This window comes from Streptomyces sp. NPDC085524, assembly GCF_044541755.1.
Lineage (GTDB): Bacteria > Actinomycetota > Actinomycetes > Streptomycetales > Streptomycetaceae > Streptomyces.
In genome coordinates, this window is sequence record NZ_JBITTH010000005.1 from 15904 (window position 1) to 33004 (window position 17101).

The window sequence follows — 17101 nt, forward strand, 5'->3', positions numbered from 1 at the left end:
CCCAGGACTGCAATGACCCGTACGGACCACGCCGCGCCGGCCGTGACCGAGCACCCGGCACCGCCCCTCGTACCCCGGGCCGCTGCCCGCAGGGCCGGGCGGTCGCTCCGGCAACACCCGGTGTCCCGGCTGTTCTGGCTGGTGCCCGTACTGGCGACCCTGGTCGCCGGGCTGTACCGGATCAGCACCCCCGTGCTCTGGCACGACGAGCTCGCCACCCTCTCGGTGGTGCGCAGGCCCACCGGCGCGCTGCTGGGCATGCTGCAGAACGTCGACGCCGTGCACGGGGCCTATTACCTGACGCTGCACTACTGGATCGGGATCTTCGGCGACTCCCCTGCCGTGCTCCGGCTGCCCACCGTGCTGGCGATGGCCGCCGCCGCGGGGTGCGTGGCGCTGACCGGCAAGCGGATGTTCGGCATGCGCGCCGGGCTGACCGCCGGCCTGGTGTTCGCGCTGATCCCGGCGGTCACCCGGTACGCCCAGGAGGCCCGGTCGTACGCCTTCGTGGTGCTGGTCGCGGCGGCGGCGATGCTCCTGCTGCTGCGGGCGCTCGAGCGGCCGGGCCCGGTGCGCTGGCTCTGCTACGGGGTGTCGGTGGCGGCGGCCGGGTACCTCCACCTGGTATCGCTGGTCTTCCTCGGCGCGCACGCCTTCGGGGCGGCTCTGCACTGGTCGAAGGAGCCCCGGAACTGGCGGATCCCGGTCGGCTTCTCCGCGGCGGCCGGCCTCGGCGTGGCAGCGACGTACCCGCTGATCAAGCTCGGCAAGAGCCAGGCGGAGCGCCAGATCGGGTGGATACCCGAGCCGACGCTGAGCGACCTGGCCGGCATCTGGCCGCAGATCTTCTCCAGCAGCATGCTGGCCCCCGCGCTCTTCCTGGCCGCGGCCTTCGCGTGGGGCGGCGACCGTCGGCGCTCCGCGCTCTTCGGCACCGTCTCGGCCGTGCTGCCGGTGGTGGCGATCTGGGTGATCTCGCAGCAGGCCGACGTCTCCTACTTCATGCCGAAGTACCTGTTCTTCGTGCTGCCCGCCTGGGCGGTGACGGCGGGCGCCGGAATCGCCCAGGTGCGCGTGCGCGGCGGCATGGCGGCGCTGCTGGTGCTGGCGGTGATGGTCGTCCCGGACCACATCACGATGCACCGGCCGCTCTCCCACGCCGCCTACACCTACCCCCGGCCCATGACCTGGTTCACACCGCTGGACTACCGGGCGGCCGCCGGCATCGTCGCCGCGGGTTACCGGCCGGGCGACGCGGCGGCGTACGGGCAGCAGCAGTGGGCCCTGTGGTGGGGCGTGGACATGGGCGTCGAGTACTACCTGCCCGACCGCATCAAGCTGCGGGACGTGCTGCTGGGCCAGAGCGGCGAACAGCGCAACGACCTGTGGTCGGCCCTGACGGGCGACCCCGCCCGTGCGCTGGACACCCTCGCGCCGCCGCGGATCTGGCTGGTCTCCAAGGACGACGGCGGCGACCCCTTCACCACCGTCCCGGCCGAATACGCCAAGGTGCTGCGGGACCGCTACCGGCAGACGGAGTACCACCAGGTCTCGGGCATCTCGGTCGCCCTGCTGGTCCATCGCTGACTTTCGGTCCCGGAGGGTGGGACAGGGGGCCGGATACCGGGCCGGGGAGGATACGGTGAGGGGACCATGAGCGCATCGCAGACCTCCGACGTCCCCACCCTCCTCGTCAAGATCTTCGGCAAGGACCGTCCCGGGATCACCGCCGGGCTGTTCGACACCCTCGCCGCCTACTCCGTCGACGTCGTCGACATCGAGCAGGTCGTCACCCGTGGCCGCATCGTCCTGTGCGCCCTCGTCACCAAGCCCGCCGGCGGAGCCGAGGGCGAGCTGCGGGCCACCGTCCACAGCTGGGCCGAGTCGCTCAGGATGCAGGCCGAGATCCTCTCCGGCACCGGTGACAACCGGCCGCGCGGCAGCGGTCGTTCCCACGTCACCGTGCTCGGGCACCCGCTGACCGCCGAGTCCACCGCCGCCATCGCCTCGCGGATCACCGCGACCGGCGGCAACATCGACCGTATCTTCCGGCTCGCCAAGTACCCGGTGACGGCGGTGGAGTTCGCCGTCTCCGGTACCGAGACCGAGCCGCTGCGCACCTCGCTGGCCACGGCCGCCTCGCAGATCGGGGTCGACGTGGCCGTGGTCTCGGCCGGGCTGCACCGCCGGGCCCAGCGCCTGGTCGTCATGGACGTGGACTCGACGCTGATCCAGGACGAGGTGATCGAGCTCTTCGCCGCGCACGCCGGCTGCGAGGCCGAGGTCGCCGAGGTGACCGAGCGGGCCATGCGCGGCGAGCTGGACTTCGAGCAGTCCCTGCACGCCCGTGTGGCGCTCCTCGCGGGGCTGGACGCCTCCGTCGTGGACAAGGTCCGTGCCGAGGTGCAGCTGACGCCGGGCGCGCGGACCCTGATCCGTACGCTGAAGCGGCTCGGCTACCAGGTCGGCGTGGTCTCCGGCGGGTTCACCCAGGTGACGGACGATCTGCGGGAGCGCCTGGGGCTGGACTTCGCCTCGGCCAACACCCTGGAGATCGTGGACGGGAAGCTCACGGGCAGGGTCACCGGCGAGATCGTGGACCGCGCGGGCAAGGCCCGGCTGCTGCGCCGGTTCGCCGCCGAGGCCGGGGTGCCGCTGGCCCAGACGGTGGCCATCGGCGACGGCGCCAACGACCTGGACATGCTGAATGCCGCCGGGCTGGGCGTGGCCTTCAACGCCAAGCCGGTGGTCCGCGAGGCCGCGCACACCGCGGTGAACGTGCCGTTCCTGGACGCGGTGCTGTACCTGCTCGGGATCACCCGCGAGGAGGTCGAGGCCGCCGACCTGGCGTGACTCGTACGAGTGGGCCCCGGCTGCCGCAGGGCTGCCGGGGCCTTTTCGTTCAGTGGTCCTTGGGGGTCCAGTAGTCGAGCAGGGTGCCGACCCCGTGCTCCAGGGACTTCCACGAGCCGGTGAAGGAGACGACGGCGAGCGCCGCGGTGGGGAAGCCGGTACGGGTCATCCGTGCGAGCGTGTCGTCCTTCGCCCTCCCGGAGAGGGCGTCGGCGAGGGCGTGCATTCCGGGGTTGTGTCCGATGACCAGGAGGTCGGCCACCTCGTCGGAGGTCTCGTTCAGCAGGGCGATGAGCTCGCCGAGCGAGGCGTCGTAGAGCCGTTCCTCGTAGTGGGTCTTCGGCCGGTGCGGCATCTCCTGGACGGCGAGCTTCCACGTCTCGCGCGTACGGGCGGCGGTGGAGCAGAGGGCCAGGTCGAAGGCGATGCCGGTTTCGGCGAGCTTCAGACCGACGGCCGGCGCGTCCTTGCGGCCGCGTTCCGCCAGCGGTCGGTCGTGGTCGGACACCTGGGGCCAGTCGGCCTTGGCGTGCCGGAGGAGGGCGATCCTGCGGGGTGTGTCGGCGCTCATGACTCCCAGCTTCGCACGAAACGGGGGGCGCGGCGCAGGGTGTTGAAAGGGTCAGGCGACGGCGCGCAGGAGCTGCTGCGCGACCTGGACCAGCGCCGGGCCCTCGCCGGTGGCGGCCTCGGCCTGGCCCGATCCGGCGAGGAGCAGCAGGAGGAGGCCGAAGGCGAGGGCGGGCAGGGCCAGGGCCCACCAGTGCAGCCGGGCGTCCGCGCCGAACCGGGAGGCGTGGGCGGACGGGCGGGTGCGGGTGTGCGTGGGGGCCGACATGGCCGCCTCCGTGGGTGTGCGGACGGGACTGGCTCTCTGCCCTCGAATCTATGGATCCGAGGGAGCCGTTCACATCGGGGGCACACCCCACTTCACCCTGACCCTGGCCCCCTAGGGGTGGTGGGGTTACCCCTACCTCAGGGGGAGGCGAGCGTTGCGACGATCGCGATGACGACGGTCACGACGAGCATCGCGCCGAGCACGAGGCCGAGCTTCTTGTGGCCGTTCTGCGGGTTGGGTTCAAGTACGGGCGACATGCCGGTCAGTCTGCCATGCCGCATTCGTCCTCGATCGTGCGGTCCCGGCCGGCCAGGACGCCCAGCACGATCTGCGGTACGAGGAGCCCCGCCATCAGGGCGAGCGGCAGGTCCCAGCCTCCGCTGTGCTGGTAGAGGGCGCCGATCAGGAGGGGGCCGGGGATGGACATGAGGTAGCCGGCGCTCTGGGCGAAGGCGGAGAGCTTGACGACCCCGGCCGGGGACTTGGCGCGCAGTCCGATGAGGGTGATGACGAGGGGGAAGGCGCAGTTGGACACGCCGATGAGCAGGGCCCAGGCCCAGGCTCCGGCGACGGGGGCGAGGTACAGGCCGACGTAGCCGGTGAGGCCGAAGAGGCCCAGGGTGACGGCGATGGCGCCCTGGTTCTTCATCCGGCCGGCGAGGCCGGGGATGACGAAGGAGAGGGGCACGCCCACGGCCATGGTGAGGGCGAGGAGCACTCCGGCGGTGGAGGCGGAGACCCCGGCGTCGCGGAAGATCTGCGGGAGCCAGCCCATGGTGATGTACGCGCCGGTGGCCTGGAGGCCGAAGTAGCAGGACAGGGCCCAGGCGGTGCGGCTGCGGACGATGCGGGGGCCGGTGCCCTCCGTGCGTACGGTCCCGGCAGCGGCCGCGCGCTCCTCCCGGCGGGCGGAACGGGCGATGGGCAGCCACGGGAGTACGGCGATCACCGCGAGCACGGCCCAGATGAGCAGGCCGGTGCGCCAGTCGCCGCCGAGGGCGCCGGTGAGCGGAACGGTCGCGGCGGCGGCGAGGGAGGTGCCGGCTGCCAGGGCCATGGAGTACACGCCGGTCATGGTGCCGAGCTTCTCCGGGAACCAGCGCTTGACGATGACCGGGACGAGGACGTTGGTCACGGCTATGCCGGCCAGTGCCAGCGCACTGGCGGCGAGGAAGCCCGCGGCGCCGGTCGCGTAGGTGCGGATCACCAGTCCGGCGGCGACGGCGGCCATGGCCGCGCAGACGACGGCGGCCGGGCCGAAGCGGCGGGAGAGCCGGGGCGCGGCGACGCCGAAGACGGCGAAGCACAGGGCGGGGACGGAGGTGATCAGTCCGGCGACGGTGCCGCTCATGCCGAGACCCTCGCGGGCCTCCTCGAAGAGGGCGCCGAGGCTGGTGACGGCGGGCCTCAGGTTGAGGGCGGCCAGCACGATGCCGACGACGAGCAGCGGGCCGAGCCAGGCCGGCCGGGCCGGTGCCTGCCGGACGGGGGCGGCGGCAGTGGCGGTGGCCTGCCGGGACTGGATGTCTTCGTCGAGCATTCCGCCATCATAGAATCATGGGATGATTGGTTGTCCAGTCACTTGCATGTAAATAACACGCTTTCCGAGAGGTCCCCATGCCGCTGACGTCGCCCCGGCGCTCCGCTCTCGTCGACCAGGTGATCACCCAGCTGCGGAACCAGATCACCTCCGGCGAGTGGCCGGTCGGCTCCCGCATCCCCACCGAGCCGGAGCTGGTGGAGCTGCTCGGCGTCGCGCGCAACACCGTGCGCGAGGCCGTACGGGCGCTGGCGCACAACGGGCTGCTCGACATCCGGCAGGGTTCGGGCACGTACGTGCTCGCCACGAGCGAGCTGGCCGGCGTGATGCACCGCCGCTTCGCCGGGGCCGATCCGCGGCACATCGCCGAGCTTCGCTCGACGCTGGAGTCCTCGGCGGCCCGGCTGGCGGCGGAGCGGCGCACCGAGCGCGACCTCGTACAGCTGGACGCGCTGCTGGCGCGGCGCGAGGAGGCCTGGGCGGGCGGGGACGCGGAGGTGTTCATCGCGGCGGACGTGAGCCTGCACATGGCGGTGGTGACGGCCTCGCACAACGACGTGCTGATCGAGCTGTACGCGGACCTCGGCGACCTGGTGGCCGACTGGCTGCGCTCGGACGTGGGGACGGAGCTGCGCCCGGAGGCCCACCTGGACCACGCGCGGCTGATCGAGGCGATCCGGCGGGGCGACGGGGACGCGGCGGCCTCGGAGGCCGCGGGCTATCCCTTCGTCTGCCTCGGCAGGGAGCCCGGGGGCCTCACGGCCGCTGGTGGCTGACCCAGGCCGAGCGGACTTCCTTCCAGCAGCGGCCGGCGAGCTCGACGCGGCCGGCCGGGCCGACGGGGACGGGGGCGCTGTCGCCGTCCAGGTCCCACCAGCGGTCGCATTCGACGTGCAGCCGCACCAGGTCGGTCTCCGGGTAGCCGTTGTGGCAGCGCGCCGTCACCATCGAGCCGGAGATCCTGGTGTCGCAGTCGGCGCCGAAGAGTTCCCCGGCGGGGGGCCGCGCGGGCTGTACGGGGGGTTCTGCGGGGAGGTCCGCGAGGTCGACGACCGCCAGGGCCGCCTCCGGGCCGGCCGCGGGTTCGCCGCCGGGCCGGGCGGTCGCTCCGGGGATCAGGAGACCGGTCAGGACCACGGCTGCGACCAGCAGCGATACCGCTCCGCTCGCCCTCGCGCGCACTCCCGCACCTCCTCCCCGCAAGATCCGGGAAGATCCCGGCCTGGCCAGTTTGCAGGCATATGTCCCGGTTTTCGACTCGGGAAGATCCGATCAGCCCGTGGACATCCGATCGAACCGGTACGCACAACGGCGGCGGCCGCGCCTCCCCGAAGGGGGAAGGCGCGGCCGCCGCCGTACGTGCTCGGGGGCCGGTCAGGCACCCATCGCGTGCAGACCGCCGTCCACGTGGACGATCTCGCCGGTGGTCTTCGGGAACCAGTCCGACAGCAGCGCGACGACACCGCGGCCCGTGGGCTCCGGGTCGCTCATGTCCCACTCCAGCATGGAGCGGTGGTTCCAGGTGTCCGCCAGGTCGGAGAAGCCCGGGATGGACTTCGCGGCCATCGAGCCGAGGGGGCCGGCCGAGACCAGGTTGCAGCGGATGTTCTCCTTGCCCAGGTCGCGGGCGAGGTAGCGGCTGGTGGCCTCGAGCGCGGCCTTGGCCGGGCCCATCCAGTCGTACTGCGGCCAGGCGAACTGCGCGTCGAAGGTGAGGCCGACGATGGCCGCGCCCTCCGCCGGGAACAGCGGCTTGCAGGCCATGGCCAGCGACTTCAGCGAGAACGCCGAGACGTGCATGGCGGTCGCGACCGACTCGAACGGGGTGTTCAGGAAGTTGCCGCCGAGGGCGTCCTGCGGGGCGAAGCCGATCGAGTGGACGACGCCGTCGAGGCCGCCGAGCTCGTCACGGACCAGGCCCTCCAGGCGGGCCAGGTGCTCGTCGTTGGTGACGTCGAGCTCGATCACCTTGACCGGCTTGGGCAGCTTCTTGGCGATGCGCTCCGTCAGCGAAGGGCGGGGCCACGCGGTGAGGATGACCTCGGCGCCCTGCTCCTGGGCCAGCTTGGCGGCGTGGAAGGCGATGGACGACTCCATCAGCACCCCGGTGATGAGGATGCGCTTGCCGTCGAGAATTCCGCTCATGGTGATCAGTGACCCATGCCCAATCCGCCGTCAACGGGAATGACGGCTCCGGTGATGTACGCGGCGTCGTCGGACGCCAGGAAGCTCACGGCTGCGGCGATCTCCTCGGGCTGCGCGTAGCGGCCGAGCGGGACCTGGCCCACGATGCCCGCGCGCTGCTCGTCGGTGAGCACCTTCGTCATGTCGGTGTCCACGAAACCGGGGGCGACCACGTTGAAGGTGATGTTGCGCGAACCCAGCTCACGGGCGAGCGAGCGGGCGAAGCCGACGAGGGCGGCCTTGGAGGCTGCGTAGTTGGCCTGGCCCGCCGAGCCGAGGAGTCCGACGACCGAGGAGATCAGGACGACGCGGCCCTTCTTGGCCCGGAGCATGCCCCGGTTCGCGCGCTTGACCACCCGGAAGGTGCCGGTGAGGTTGGTGTCGACGACCGTCGAGAAGTCCTCCTCGGACATGCGCATCAGCAGCGTGTCCTTGGTGATCCCGGCGTTGGCCACGAGCACCTCGACCGCGCCGTGCGCGTCCTCGATCTGCTTGTAGGCCTGCTCCACCTGCTCGGAGTCGGTGATGTCGCAGCGGACCGCCAGAACGCCGAGCGAGGTGAGCGCCTCCGGCGGCTCACCCGACCGGTACGTGATCGCGACCTTGTCTCCGGCCTCCGCGAAGGCTCGGGCGATGGCGAGGCCAATGCCCCGGTTACCTCCGGTGACGAGAACCGAGCGGCTCAACGGATCACCCTTTCGATAGCGGTCTGAATACCGAAAACCTATAGGTCCCATCCCCCGTACGGAGAATCGACCTCCGACAGGGCCTTGCGACGGGCTCTGTCGAGTCCCTACAGAAAGATGTAGGCACACAAGCCTCGATCGCGACATGATCGGGGCGACCGGCCCCGACCCCGGGAGGACTTCAGTGCCCCATTCCATCGATGCGGCCTTCACCGCGCTGCCCTTGCGGGCGCTCGCCGACGCGGCGCTCGCGCGGGCCCGCGCGCTGGGCTCCGAGCACGCCGACTTCCGGCTGGAGCGCATCCGCAGCGCCTCCTGGCGGCTGCGGGACGCCAAACCCTCCGGCGGGTCCGACACCACCGACCTCGGGTACGCGGTCCGGGTCGTGCACGGGGGCAGCTGGGGGTTCGCCTCCGGCGTGGACCTGACGATGGACGGCGCCGCCAAGGTGGCCTCGCAGGCCGTGGCCATGGCGAAGCTGTCGGCGCAGGTGATCAAGGCCGCCGGTTCGGACGAACGGGTGGAACTCGCCGAGGAGCCCGTGCACGCGGAGCGGACCTGGATCTCCGCCTACGACGTGGACCCCTTCGAGGTGCCGGACGCGGAGAAGGCGGCGCTGCTCGCCGACTGGAGCTCGCGGCTGCTGGCGGCCGACGGCGTCGCGCACGTGGACGCCTCGCTGCTCGCCGTGCACGAGAACAAGTTCTACGCCGACACCGCGGGCACCGTGACCACGCAGCAGCGCGTGCGGATCCACCCGCAGCTCACGGCGGTCGCCGTCAACGCCTCCACCGGCGAGTTCGACTCGATGCGCACCATCGCCCCGCCCGCCGGGCGCGGCTGGGAGTACCTGACGGGGACCGGCTGGGACTGGAACGCCGAGCTGGAGGAGATCCCCGGCCTGCTCGCCGAGAAGATGCGGGCGCCGAGCGTGCAGGCCGGGCGCTACGACCTGGTCGTGGACCCGTCCAACCTGTGGCTCACCATCCACGAGTCCATCGGCCACGCCACCGAGCTGGACCGGGCGCTGGGCTACGAGGCCGCGTACGCCGGGACCTCGTTCGCCACCTTCGACCAGCTGGGCAAGCTGAAGTACGGCTCGCCGATCATGAACGTGACGGGTGACCGCACCGCCGAGCACGGGCTGGCCACCATCGGCTTCGACGACGAGGGCGTCGAAGCGCAGAGCTGGGACCTGGTCAAGGACGGCACCCTGGTCGGCTACCAGCTGGACCGCCGCATCGCGAAGCTGACCGGGCTCGGGCGCTCCAACGGCTGCGCCTACGCCGACTCCCCCGGGCACGTGCCCGTGCAGCGCATGGCGAACGTGTCGCTCCAGCCGGATCCGGGCGGGCTGTCCACCGAGGACCTGATCGGCGGGGTGGAGCGCGGGATCTACGTGGTCGGCGACCGCTCCTGGTCGATCGACATGCAGCGCTACAACTTCCAGTTCACGGGGCAGCGCTTCTTCCGCATCGAGAACGGCAGGCTGGCCGGGCAGCTGCGCGACGTCGCGTACCAGGCCACGACCACCGACTTCTGGGGCTCGATGGAGAAGGTCGGCGGCCCGCAGACCTACGTCCTGGGCGGCGCCTTCAACTGCGGCAAGGCCCAGCCGGGCCAGGTCGCTGCGGTCTCGCACGGCTGCCCGTCCGCGCTGTTCCGCGACGTGAACATCCTGAACACCACGCAGGAGGCCGGCCGATGAGCCGATCGACCAAGCCGCACGAGATCGTCGAGCGGGCCCTGGAACTGTCCACCGCCGACGGCTGCGTCGTCATCGCGGACGAGGAGTCGACCGCCAACCTGCGCTGGGCCGGCAACGCGCTGACCACGAACGGCGTCACCCGCGGCCGGACGCTGACCGTCATCGCCACGGTCGACGGCAAGGAGGGCACGGCCTCGGGGGTCGTCTCGCGCTCCGCCGTCACGGCGGCCGACCTGGAGCCGCTGGTGCGGGCCGCCGAGGCCGCCGCCCGCGGGGCCGGGCCCGCCGAGGACGCGCAGCCGCTGGTGACCGGGACGCCCGCCTCGCCGGACTTCACCGACGCGCCGGCCGAGACCTCCTCCGCGGTGTTCGCCGACTTCGCTCCGGCCCTCGGAGAGGCCTTCGCCCGGGCCCGTGCGGGCGGCCGCGAGCTGTACGGCTTCGCCAACCACGAGCTCGTCTCCACGTACGTCGGCACCTCGACGGGGCTGCGCCTGCGCCACGACCAGCCCAAGGGCACCCTGGAGCTCAACGCGAAGTCCCCGGACCGCCAGCGTTCGGCCTGGGCCGGCCGCGCCACCCGGGACTTCAAGGACGTGGACCCGATCGCGCTGGACGCGGAGCTCGCCGTACGGCTGGGCTGGGCGGAGCGGAAGATCGACCTGCCCGCCGGGCGGTACGAGACGCTGCTGCCGCCCACGGCCGTGGCCGACCTGCTGATCTACCAGATGTGGTCCGCGGCGGCCCGCGACGCGGTCGAGGGCCGTACGGTCTTCTCCAAGCCCGGGGGCGGCACCCGGATCGGCGAGAAGCTGTCCGGGCTGCCGCTGACCCTGCGCAGCGACCCGGGCGCGCCGGGCCTGGAGTCCGCGCCGTTCGTGATCGCGCACAGCTCCGGCGACGACGCCTCGGTCTTCGACAACGGCCTGCCGGTCACGGCGACCGAGTGGATCCGGGACGGCGAGCTGGCCCGGCTGACCACGACCCGGCACACCGCCGGGCTGACCGGTCTGCCGCTGTCCCCCGCGTTCGGGAACCTGATCCTGGACGGGGGCGGGGACAAGTCCCTGGACGAGATGGTGGCCTCCACCGAGCGGGGTCTGCTGCTGACCTGCCTCTGGTACATCCGCGAGGTGGACCCGGCCACCCTGCTGCTCACGGGTCTGACCCGGGACGGCGTCTACCTGGTGGAGAACGGGCAGGTCGTCGGCGAGGTGAACAACTTCCGGTTCAACGAGTCCCCCGTGGACCTGCTGTCGCGGGCGACGGAGGCGGGGCGGACCGAGAAGACCCTGCCGCGCGAGTGGGGCGACTGGTTCACCCGGGCCGCGATGCCTCCTGTCCGCATCCCGGACTTCAACATGAGTTCGGTGAGCAAGGGCGTCTGACCGGCCTAGACTGATCCCTTGCAACTAAGTGTTGCAACTTCCATCCTCCGAAGGAGTCGAGAGATCGTGACGGACATCGTCGACGAACTGAAGTGGCGCGGGCTGTTCGCCCAGTCCACCGACGAAGAAGCGCTGCGCAAGGCGTTCGCGGACGGTCCCGTCACCTTCTATTGCGGCTACGACCCGACCGCGGCCTCCCTGCACGTGGGGCACCTGGTCCAGGTGCTCACGATGCGCCGGCTCCAGCTGGCCGGCAACCGGCCGCTGGCGCTGGTCGGCGGGGCCACCGGGCAGATCGGCGACCCGCGCCCGACCGCCGAGCGCACCCTGAACGACCCCGCGGTCATCGCGGAGTGGGTGAACCGGCTGCGTTCGCAGATCGAGCCGTTCCTGTCCTTCGAGGGCGAGAACGCCGCGGTCATGGTGAACAACCTGGACTGGACGGCGGGCATGTCCGCCATCGAGTTCCTGCGGGACATCGGCAAGCACTTCCGCGTCAACAAGATGCTGACGAAGGACTCGGTCGCCAAGCGGCTGGAGTCCGACCAGGGCATCAGCTACACGGAGTTCAGCTACCAGCTGCTCCAGGGCATGGACTTCCTGGAGCTGTACCGGCGCCACGGCTGCACCCTCCAGCAGGGCGGCTCCGACCAGTGGGGCAACCTGACGGCCGGCCTCGACCTGATCCACCGGGTGGAGCCGGAGGCGCACGTGCACGCGCTGGCGACCCCGCTGATGGTCAAGGCGGACGGCACCAAGTTCGGCAAGACCGAGGGCGGGGCCGTCTGGCTCGACCCGGAGCTGACCACGCCGTACGCGTTCTACCAGTTCTGGCTGAACGTGGACGACCGGGACATCTCCACCTACATGCGGATCCTGTCCTTCCAGAGCCGTGAGGAGCTGGAGGCGCTGGAGGCGCAGACCGCCGAGCGGCCGCAGGCGCGTGCCGCGCAGCGGGCACTGGCGGAGGAGCTGACGACGCTGGTCCACGGCGCCGACCAGTGCGCCGCCGTGATCGCCGCGTCGAAGGCGCTGTTCGGCCAGGGCGAGCTGGCGGAGCTGGACGAGGCCACGCTGGCCGCGGCCCTGTCCGAGCTGCCGCGCGCCACGGTGGCGGAGCCGGGCCTGGTCGTCGACCTGCTCGCGGAGACGGGTCTGGTCGCGAGCAAGTCGGCCGGCCGCCGGACCGTGAAGGAGGGCGGCGCCTACGTGAACAACGTGAAGGTCACCGCCGAGGACGCGGTCCCCGCCAAGGAGGACCTGCTCCACGGGCGCTGGCTGGTGCTGCGCCGCGGCAAGAAGAACCTGGCCGCGGTCGAGGTCACCGGCGCCTGACGGCTGACGCGGGCCACGCGACACGGGAGGGGCCGGTACGGACGAACTGTCCGTGCCGGCCCCTCCGCCGTGTTCCGGGACGCGCTCAGGTGGTCTGGTGCCTGCCGCCCCGGATCGACTTGTAGGCCATCTCGCCGAGGCCGACGATGAGGACGGCTCCCGCGAGTTGCAGCAGGTGGCGGATCCAGTCGATACCCCTGGTGTCGTTCACGCCGATCCACGTGGCGACCGCGTTGCCCAGGACCGCACCGATGATGCCGAAGAGGGTGGTCAGCCAGAGGGGCTGGTGCTGCTTGCCCGGCAGGATGGCCTTGGCAATCAGGCCCAGCACGAAACCGACGATGATCGCCCACAACCAAGACATGTCCCGCCTCCTCCTGGCGCATTGTGCGCACGTGGGCCCAGTCTCGACCCGTACGGCGTAGCTCGCATTTCGGGCGGACCCGTTCGGGCGAGCCGGTGGGGCACCCGCTCTCCTCGCCGTCGGGGACCCGGCGTACGGTGGTAGGCGTCCGGACCGGGGAGCGTCCGGCGGGTGATCAGGTGGTGGAGCGTGGCAGGGACGAAGCGGCAGAAGCGGAACGGGCCGGAGGTCTTCCGGATCACCGGGGCGCGGATGGCGCTCGCGGAGGACGTGCGGGGCCGCCAGCGCAGATACGTGATCTCGATGGGGATCAGGACGCTGTCGGTCATCGCGACGGTGCTCTTGTGGAACGTGCAGCGTCCCGTGGCGATCGTGACGCTCGTGGCGGGCGCCCTGCTCCCCTATGTCGCGGTGGTCATCGCCAACGCGGGGCGCGAGTCGACGCCCTCGCTGCCGTCGAACTTCATCCCGAGTCCGGTGCGCCCCGCGCTGGACGCGGCAAACCTCAGGAAAACCTCAGATCAATCATGAAGTTCCGGTGCACCGCACCGGGTCCTGCGTGACATACTGCTCACGCGCTCCGCATCCCCCGTCGGAGCGACGGACCGACGCCGGGCAGCTCCCCCCGTGGCTGCTCGGCGTCGCCTTTCCGTTCTAGGGTTGAGCCGTGACTTCCTCTGATCTCCCCGGCTCCGACGAAACCCCCACCTGCTCCGCCAAGGGCTGCCGAGACGCCGCCGTCTGGGTCCTGGCGTGGAACAACCCGAAGCTGCACACGCCGGAGCGGCGCAAGACCTGGCTGGCGTGCGAGGAGCACCGCGAACACCTCTCCCAGTTCCTGGGGGTCCGCGGTTTCCTCAAGGACGTCGTGAAGCTTGACGAGTGGGTGCAGCCCGAGGGCTCCGAGCGCCTCTGACCCTTCGCGCAGCCGCCGCGCCGTTGCGCGGCGGCTGTTTCGCCGTTCAGCCGCCGATCGCCGACATCGGGCGGTCGGGCTGCGCGAAGGTCGGGAGGTCGAGGCCGGACCCGGCCTTCTTGCCCCACATGGCGACCTTCCAGAGCCGGGCGATCTCCTCGTCGGGGGCGCCCGAGCGCAGGGCGGCGCGCAGGTCCGATTCCTCGGTGGCGAAGAGGCACGTACGGACCTGGCCGTCGGCGGTGAGCCGGGTGCGGTCGCAGGCTCCGCAGAAGGGGCGGGTGACCGAGGCGATGACGCCGACGGTGGCCGGTCCGCCGTCGACCACCCAGCGCTCGGCCGGGGCGGAGCCGCGCTCGTCGGCGCCTTCCTCGGTGAGCGTGAAGCGGGTGCGCAGGGACTGCAGGATGTCCCCGGCGGTGATCATGCCGTCGCGCTTCCAGCCGTGCTGGGCGTCGAGCGGCATCTGCTCGATGAAGCGGAGCTCGTACTCGTTCTCCACGGCCCAGGCCAGCAGGTCGGGGGCCTCGTCGTCGTTGAGCCCGGGCATCAGCACGGCGTTGACCTTGACGGGGGTCAGGCCGGCATCGCGGGCTGCGGCCATGCCCTCGATGACGTCCTTGTGCCGGTCGCGCCGGGTGAGGGTCTTGAAGACCTCGGGCCGCAGGGTGTCCAGGGAGACGTTCACCCGGTCCAGGCCGGCCGCCTTCAGGGCCACCGCGGTGCGCTTGAGGCCGATGCCGTTGGTGGTGAGGGACATCTTGGGGCGGGGCTCGAGGGCCGCGCACTGCTCGACGATCCCGACCAGGCCGGGGCGCAGCAGCGGCTCGCCGCCGGTGAAGCGGACCTCGGTGATCCCGAGCTGCGTGACCGCGATGCGGATCAGCCGGACGATCTCGTCGTCGGTGAGGAGGTCGGACTTCCCGAGCCACTGCAGGCCCTCTTCGGGCATGCAGTAGGTACAGCGCAGGTTGCACCGGTCGGTGAGCGAGACCCGCAGGTCAGTGGCCACGCGGCCGTACGTGTCGAGAAGCACTGTTGGCCCCCTCCCCTGTCCGGAAGTAGAGGTACGCGCGACAGTGGATCTACCTCACGCGTTCTACACCCGAGACTACGGGACGTGTGTGTCGTGCAGAGCTGCCCGAATGAACGAGACGTAACGTGGCCGCGTCGTGAGAAGGTACGACGCGGCCACGCTGGGTGTTCGGACGATCTCAGTGAGCCCCTGTTCCGGTGAGGGAGCGCACTTCCAGCTCGGCGAACTTCTGCGGGTCGGCCTTCTCCTTGGACAGGACGGTTCCCAGCCAGCCCAGCAGGAAGCCCAGCGGGATGGAGATGATGCCGGGGTTCTCCAGCGGGAACCAGTAGAAGTCGGCCTCCTTGAACATCGAGGTGGGCTTGCCGGAGACGACCGGCGAGAAGAGCACCAGCCCGACCGCCGAGACCAGGCCGCCGTAGATCGACCAGAGCGCGCCCCGGGTGGTGAAGCGCTTCCAGAAGAGGCTGTAGAGGATCGTCGGCAGGTTGGCGGACGCGGCGACCGCGAAGGCGAGGGCGACCAGGCCGGCGACGTTCATGTCGCGGGCGAGGGCCCCGAGGAAGATGGCGGCGGCACCGATGACCACGGTGGACCAGCGGGCGGCGCGCACCTCCTCCTTCTCCGTGGCCCGGCCCTTGCGGATGACGTTGACGTAGATGTCGTGTGCGAAGGACGAGGACGAGGCCAGGGTCAGGCCCGCGACCACGGCGAGGATGGTGGCGAAGGCGACCGCGGAGATCACGGCGAGCAGGATCGCGCCTCCGGTGGAGCCGGCGCCGCCGCCGATCTCCTGGGCGAGCAGCGGGGCCGCCGTATTGCCCGCCTTGTTCGACGCCAGGATGTCGGCGCGCTTGAGGAGGGCCGCGGCGCCGAAGCCGAGTGCGATGGTCATCAGGTAGAAGGCGCCGATGATGCCGATGGCCCAGTTCACGGACTTCCGGGCGGCCTTGGCGGTGGGCACGGTGTAGAAGCGGATCAGGATGTGCGGCAGGCCGGCGGTGCCGAGGACCAGGGCGAGGCCGAGCGAGATGAAGTCCAGCTTGGTGAGCGAGTCCTTGCCGTACTTGAGCCCGGGCTCCAGGAACTTCGCTCCCTGGCCGCTGTTCTCGGCGGCCTGGCCGAGCAGGGCGGAGATGTTGAAGTTGAACTTCACCAGCACCATGAGGGTGATCAGCAGGGCGCCCGCGATCAGCAGCACCGCCTTGATCATCTGGACCCAGGTGGTGCCCTTCATGCCGCCGATGGTCACGTAGACGATCATCAGCACGCCGACCAGCGCGACCACGGCCACCTTGCCGCCGTCGCTGGTGATGCCCAGGAGGAGCGAGACGAGCACGCCGGCGCCGGCCATCTGGGCGAGCAGGTAGAAGATCGAGACCACGATGGTGGAGGTGCCTGCCGCGGTGCGGACGGGCCGCTGGCGCATCCGGTACGCGAGGACGTCGCCCATCGTGTAGCGGCCGGAGTTGCGCAGCGGCTCGGCGACGAGCAGCAGGGCGACCAGCCAGGCGACGAGGAAGCCGATGGAGTAGAGGAAGCCGTCGTAGCCGAAGAGGGAGATGGCTCCGGCGATGCCGAGGAAGGACGCGGCGGACATGTAGTCGCCGGAGATGGCCAGGCCGTTCTGGAAGCCGGTGAACTGGCGGCCGCCCGCGTAGAAGTCGGCGGCGTCCTTGGTCTGGCGGCCGGCCCAGATGGTGATGATCAGGGTGGCGACGACGAACAGGCCGAACAGGGTGATGATCAGCGGACGGTGCTCACTGGCGCCCGCCGCGACCGTGGTCGTGTGCAGTGCCGCGCTCATTCCCCGGCCTCCATCCGCGCCTTGATGGCCGAGGCCTTCGGGTCGAGCCGGGAGGCGGCGTGGCGCGAGTACAGCCAGGCGATGAGGAAGGTCGTCGCGAACTGGGCGAGGCCGAGGACGAGGGCGACGTTGATGTTGCCGAAGAGCTTGGTCCCCATGAAGCCGCCCGCGTAGTTGGACAGCAGCACATAGAGCAGGTACCAGGCGATGAAGGCCACGGTGAGGGGGAAGGCGAAAGAGCGGTAGGAGGTGCGCAGTTCGGCGAACTCGGCGCTCTGCTGGACGCGATCGAACTCATCGGCCGTGGGGCCCGCCAGTGGCGTTCCCGCGCTGCCCGGCGGCGGCGCTGCTTCGGTGGTCACGGGCGGCTCTCCTTGTGACGCGGGTGCAGGGGGGAAGACGGACAAAACAACCTCCGTGGGGGGACGGTGGTGCTGATCCCCCCT

The 17101-nt window shown here is 71.1% G+C and carries 19 protein-coding genes; 8 read left to right on the top strand and 11 right to left on the bottom strand.

Translation table 11 applies throughout. The features are described from left to right. Positions 1–12: 12 nt before the first annotated feature. On the top strand, positions 13–1587 hold the full coding sequence (locus tag ACIGFK_RS08775) for a glycosyltransferase family 39 protein (RefSeq protein WP_400051053.1): 1575 nt from the start codon (positions 13–15) through the stop codon (positions 1585–1587). Between the two features lie 66 nt (positions 1588–1653). Beyond that, positions 1654–2853, top strand: coding sequence for a phosphoserine phosphatase SerB (gene serB / locus ACIGFK_RS08780; protein WP_376661558.1), 1200 nt, complete (start codon positions 1654–1656; stop codon positions 2851–2853). 49 nt (positions 2854–2902) lie between these two features. On the opposite strand, the gene ACIGFK_RS08785 is transcribed toward serB, so the two are convergent. From ACIGFK_RS08785 to ACIGFK_RS08800, 4 genes are all read right to left on the bottom strand, one after another. Further along, positions 2903–3424, bottom strand: coding sequence for a histidine phosphatase family protein (locus tag ACIGFK_RS08785; protein WP_376661559.1), 522 nt, complete (start codon positions 3422–3424; stop codon positions 2903–2905). A gap of 51 nt (positions 3425–3475) precedes the next feature. Then, on the bottom strand, positions 3476–3691 hold the full coding sequence (locus tag ACIGFK_RS08790) for a hypothetical protein (RefSeq protein WP_386473212.1): 216 nt from the start codon (positions 3689–3691) through the stop codon (positions 3476–3478). A 137-nt stretch (positions 3692–3828) separates the two neighbouring features. Continuing rightward, positions 3829–3948, bottom strand: coding sequence for an SGM_5486 family transporter-associated protein (locus ACIGFK_RS08795; protein WP_376661561.1), 120 nt, complete (start codon positions 3946–3948; stop codon positions 3829–3831). A gap of 5 nt (positions 3949–3953) precedes the next feature. After that, on the bottom strand, positions 3954–5231 hold the full coding sequence (locus ACIGFK_RS08800; protein ID WP_400051056.1) for a CynX/NimT family MFS transporter: 1278 nt from the start codon (positions 5229–5231) through the stop codon (positions 3954–3956). A 77-nt stretch (positions 5232–5308) separates the two neighbouring features. Here ACIGFK_RS08800 and ACIGFK_RS08805 point away from each other — a divergent pair, with 77 nt between their 5' ends. Further along, complete coding sequence (locus tag ACIGFK_RS08805; protein ID WP_376661563.1) at positions 5309–6007, top strand: FadR/GntR family transcriptional regulator; 699 nt, start codon at positions 5309–5311, stop codon at positions 6005–6007. Here ACIGFK_RS08805 and ACIGFK_RS08810 read toward each other — a convergent pair. From ACIGFK_RS08810 to fabG, 3 genes are all read right to left on the bottom strand, one after another. Continuing rightward, positions 5988–6413, bottom strand: a complete 426-nt coding sequence (locus tag ACIGFK_RS08810; protein ID WP_376661564.1) for a hypothetical protein — start codon at positions 6411–6413, stop codon at positions 5988–5990. The genes ACIGFK_RS08805 and ACIGFK_RS08810 overlap by 20 nt on opposite strands. Before the next feature lie 192 nt (positions 6414–6605). Next, positions 6606–7376 carry an enoyl-ACP reductase FabI gene (fabI, locus tag ACIGFK_RS08815; protein WP_376661284.1) on the bottom strand — a complete coding sequence of 257 codons (771 nt, stop codon included), beginning with the start codon at positions 7374–7376 and terminating at the stop codon, positions 6606–6608. A 5-nt stretch (positions 7377–7381) separates the two neighbouring features. Beyond that, the gene (gene fabG, locus ACIGFK_RS08820) at positions 7382–8101 is read right to left on the bottom strand and encodes a 3-oxoacyl-[acyl-carrier-protein] reductase (protein ID WP_376661285.1); all 720 of its coding nucleotides are present in this window, start codon (positions 8099–8101) and stop codon (positions 7382–7384) included. A gap of 145 nt (positions 8102–8246) precedes the next feature. On the opposite strand from fabG, the gene ACIGFK_RS08825 reads away from it, so the two are divergent. The 3 genes from ACIGFK_RS08825 to tyrS all read left to right on the top strand — a co-directional run bounded on the left by ACIGFK_RS08825 (position 8247) and on the right by tyrS (position 12532). Next, positions 8247–9809: a TldD/PmbA family protein gene (locus ACIGFK_RS08825; RefSeq protein WP_400051059.1), complete on the top strand. Its 1563-nt coding sequence runs from the start codon at positions 8247–8249 to the stop codon at positions 9807–9809. Next, positions 9806–11197 (top strand): metallopeptidase TldD-related protein, encoded by a 1392-nt coding sequence (locus tag ACIGFK_RS08830; protein WP_376661287.1) that lies wholly within the window; start codon positions 9806–9808, stop codon positions 11195–11197. Before ACIGFK_RS08825 ends, ACIGFK_RS08830 begins: the two co-directional genes overlap by 4 nt. A gap of 66 nt (positions 11198–11263) precedes the next feature. Next, a complete protein-coding gene (tyrS, locus tag ACIGFK_RS08835) occupies positions 11264–12532 on the top strand; it encodes a tyrosine--tRNA ligase (RefSeq protein ID WP_376661288.1) in 1269 nt (422 codons plus the stop codon). An 85-nt stretch (positions 12533–12617) separates the two neighbouring features. Here the strand turns inward: tyrS and ACIGFK_RS08840 are convergent, their stop codons facing one another. Then, positions 12618–12896, bottom strand: a complete 279-nt coding sequence (locus tag ACIGFK_RS08840; protein ID WP_376661289.1) for a GlsB/YeaQ/YmgE family stress response membrane protein — start codon at positions 12894–12896, stop codon at positions 12618–12620. 252 nt (positions 12897–13148) lie between these two features. On the opposite strand from ACIGFK_RS08840, the gene ACIGFK_RS08845 reads away from it, so the two are divergent. Further along, positions 13149–13427: a DUF3099 domain-containing protein gene (locus ACIGFK_RS08845; protein ID WP_376661295.1), complete on the top strand. Its 279-nt coding sequence runs from the start codon at positions 13149–13151 to the stop codon at positions 13425–13427. Between the two features lie 136 nt (positions 13428–13563). Continuing rightward, positions 13564–13812, top strand: a complete 249-nt coding sequence (locus tag ACIGFK_RS08850; RefSeq protein WP_376661290.1) for a hypothetical protein — start codon at positions 13564–13566, stop codon at positions 13810–13812. A gap of 46 nt (positions 13813–13858) precedes the next feature. Here the strand turns inward: ACIGFK_RS08850 and moaA are convergent, their stop codons facing one another. The 3 genes from moaA to ACIGFK_RS08865 all read right to left on the bottom strand — a co-directional run bounded on the left by moaA (position 13859) and on the right by ACIGFK_RS08865 (position 17017). Continuing rightward, positions 13859–14848 carry a GTP 3',8-cyclase MoaA gene (moaA, locus tag ACIGFK_RS08855; RefSeq protein WP_386465383.1) on the bottom strand — a complete coding sequence of 330 codons (990 nt, stop codon included), beginning with the start codon at positions 14846–14848 and terminating at the stop codon, positions 13859–13861. Between the two features lie 178 nt (positions 14849–15026). Next, the gene (locus tag ACIGFK_RS08860; protein WP_376661292.1) at positions 15027–16655 is read right to left on the bottom strand and encodes a cation acetate symporter; all 1629 of its coding nucleotides are present in this window, start codon (positions 16653–16655) and stop codon (positions 15027–15029) included. Then, positions 16652–17017, bottom strand: coding sequence for a DUF485 domain-containing protein (locus ACIGFK_RS08865; RefSeq protein WP_376661293.1), 366 nt, complete (start codon positions 17015–17017; stop codon positions 16652–16654). The genes ACIGFK_RS08860 and ACIGFK_RS08865 overlap by 4 nt, the downstream gene beginning before the upstream one ends. Positions 17018–17101: the final 84 nt, after the last annotated feature.

Bases quoted from the DNA above. Each gene is read 5' to 3' on its own strand.
- ACIGFK_RS08785 (WP_376661559.1), bottom strand. From the start codon at position 3,424: ATGAGCGCCGACACACCCCGCAGGATCGCCCTCCTCCGGCACGCCAAG.
- ACIGFK_RS08830 (WP_376661287.1), top strand. From the start codon at position 9,806: ATGAGCCGATCGACCAAGCCGCACGAGATCGTCGAGCGGGCCCTGGAA.
- ACIGFK_RS08840 (WP_376661289.1), bottom strand. From the start codon at position 12,896: ATGTCTTGGTTGTGGGCGATCATCGTCGGTTTCGTGCTGGGCCTGATT.
- ACIGFK_RS08795 (WP_376661561.1), bottom strand. From the start codon at position 3,948: ATGTCGCCCGTACTTGAACCCAACCCGCAGAACGGCCACAAGAAGCTC.
- ACIGFK_RS08800 (WP_400051056.1), bottom strand. From the start codon at position 5,231: ATGCTCGACGAAGACATCCAGTCCCGGCAGGCCACCGCCACTGCCGCC.
- ACIGFK_RS08845 (WP_376661295.1), top strand. From the start codon at position 13,149: ATGGCGCTCGCGGAGGACGTGCGGGGCCGCCAGCGCAGATACGTGATC.
- ACIGFK_RS08790 (WP_386473212.1), bottom strand. From the start codon at position 3,691: ATGTCGGCCCCCACGCACACCCGCACCCGCCCGTCCGCCCACGCCTCC.
- ACIGFK_RS08825 (WP_400051059.1), top strand. From the start codon at position 8,247: ATGATCGGGGCGACCGGCCCCGACCCCGGGAGGACTTCAGTGCCCCAT.
- ACIGFK_RS08860 (WP_376661292.1), bottom strand. From the start codon at position 16,655: ATGAGCGCGGCACTGCACACGACCACGGTCGCGGCGGGCGCCAGTGAG.
- ACIGFK_RS08805 (WP_376661563.1), top strand. From the start codon at position 5,309: ATGCCGCTGACGTCGCCCCGGCGCTCCGCTCTCGTCGACCAGGTGATC.
- ACIGFK_RS08775 (WP_400051053.1), top strand. From the start codon at position 13: ATGACCCGTACGGACCACGCCGCGCCGGCCGTGACCGAGCACCCGGCA.
- fabI (WP_376661284.1), bottom strand. From the start codon at position 7,376: ATGAGCGGAATTCTCGACGGCAAGCGCATCCTCATCACCGGGGTGCTG.
- serB (WP_376661558.1), top strand. From the start codon at position 1,654: ATGAGCGCATCGCAGACCTCCGACGTCCCCACCCTCCTCGTCAAGATC.